The following is a 1832-nucleotide window of genomic DNA, read 5'->3' on the forward strand; positions in this document are numbered from 1 at the left end:
TGGGGATGCTCGACCCGGCCAAGGTGCCGGGTGTGGGCGCCATGCTGGTGGGGTCGGAGCGGGTCAGCGCGCAGGTCGCGGCCGACTGGGGTCCTGGGCGGCGGGTGCGCGTCGGGTACGGGCCGACGGAGGTCACTGTGATCTCGTCCGTCGGTGTGGCCGATCCGGCGTCGGCGGAGGCGCCTCCGATCGGACGGCCGATCGCCAACACTCGTGTGTACGTGCTGGATGAGCGGCTTCAGCCGGTGCCGGTGGGAGTGGCTGGTGAGCTGTTCATCGCCGGTGCGGGTGTGGGCCGAGGCTATGGGAATCGGGCGGCGTTGACGGGTGAGCGGTTCGTGGCTGATCCGTTCGCTGGTGACGGGTCGCGGATGTACCGGTCGGGTGACCGGGTGCGGTGGCGCGCGAGCGGCGAGCTGGACTTCCTGGGACGCACGGACGACCAGGTCAAGGTGCGCGGATTCCGTGTCGAACTCGGCGAGATCGAGTCCGTGCTCGCCAGTCACCCGGGCGTGCGGGCGGCCGTCGTCGCCGCCGTCGGAGAGGGGGCCGACCAGCGGCTCGTGGCCTACCTCGTACCGGCCGACCAGGCCGAGGGCATCCCCGACGTCGCAGGGCTGCGGGCCCGTGCGGGAGAACGGCTGCCTTCCTACATGCTCCCCGGCGCGTTCGTCGAACTGGCCGGGCTGCCGCTGACACCGAACGGCAAGGTCGACCGGGCCGCGCTGCCCGCCCCCGACGGCGCCCGGCCGGAACTCGGCGGGTTCGTGGCGGCGTCGGGCGCGACCGAGGAGGCGCTGGCCGGAGTCTGGGCGCAGGTGCTCGACGTCGAACGCGTCGGTGCCGAGGACAACTTCTTCGAGCTGGGCGGGAATTCACTGCTGGCCACTCAGGTGGCGGCCCGGATCCGGCGGGTGTTCGGGGCCGAGGTGCCCATGACGGCGCTGTTCGACGAGCCGACCGTACGCGGGCTGGCCTTGGTGATCGATGCCCTGGGGCAGGATGACACGGCGCCGCCCATCACGCCGACCGGCCGGGACCAGGACCTGCCGCTGTCGTTCGCGCAGCAGCGGCTGTGGTTCATCGACCAGCTGGAGCCCGGCTCGACCGAATACAACGTGCCGTCGCCGGTGCGTTGGTCCGGCGAGGTGAACGTCGGGGTGCTTGAGGCGGCCTTGGGTGCACTGGTGGCGCGCCATGAGGTGCTCCGGACCCGGTTGGTGGCGGACGCCGGCGGCGTGGCGCGGCAGGTGATCGATCCGCCGTCGCCGTTCCCGCTTCCGGTGCTGGACGTCTCCGGTGCCGAGGACCCACCGGCCGCTGTCGAGGCGCTGGTGGCGGCGGACGCCGGGGCGCCGTTCGATCTGTCCGCCGGCCCGCTGATCCGCGGGTCGCTGGTCCGGCTGGGCGCCGGCGACCACCTGCTGGCGCTGACCATGCATCACGTCATCGGCGACGAGTGGTCGGGACGGGTGCTTCGCCGTGATCTGACGGCGCTTTACGACGCGTTCCGGGCGGGCCTGCCGGACCCGTTGCCGCCGTTGCCGGTGCAGTACGCCGATTTCGCCGTGTGGCAGCGGCAGTGGCTGACCGGAGACGTCCTCGACGGGCAGCTGGAGTACTGGCGGGAGCGGCTGGCCGGAGTACCCGTGCTGGACCTGCCGGCCGACCGGTCCCGGCCGCCGGTGCGCCTGCCGGACGGAGCGGCGATCCGGTTCCGCGTGCCCGAGGAGACCGCCGACCGGCTGCGTGCGGTGTCCCGGGTGAGCGACGCGTCGATGTACATGACCTTGCTCGCCGCCTATCTGGTCATGCTGGCCCGTTACTCCGGT

General features: G+C 72.5%; 1 protein-coding gene. It reads left to right on the top strand.

Annotated features, from left to right (window positions below):
• Window positions 1-1832, top strand: a 1832-nt coding sequence (locus tag ABD340_RS10765) for a condensation domain-containing protein (protein ID WP_344588597.1), incomplete at both ends; no start/stop codon positions are given.

It is taken from the genome of Actinomadura vinacea, from assembly GCF_039532545.1.
Lineage (GTDB): Bacteria > Actinomycetota > Actinomycetes > Streptosporangiales > Streptosporangiaceae > Spirillospora > Spirillospora vinacea.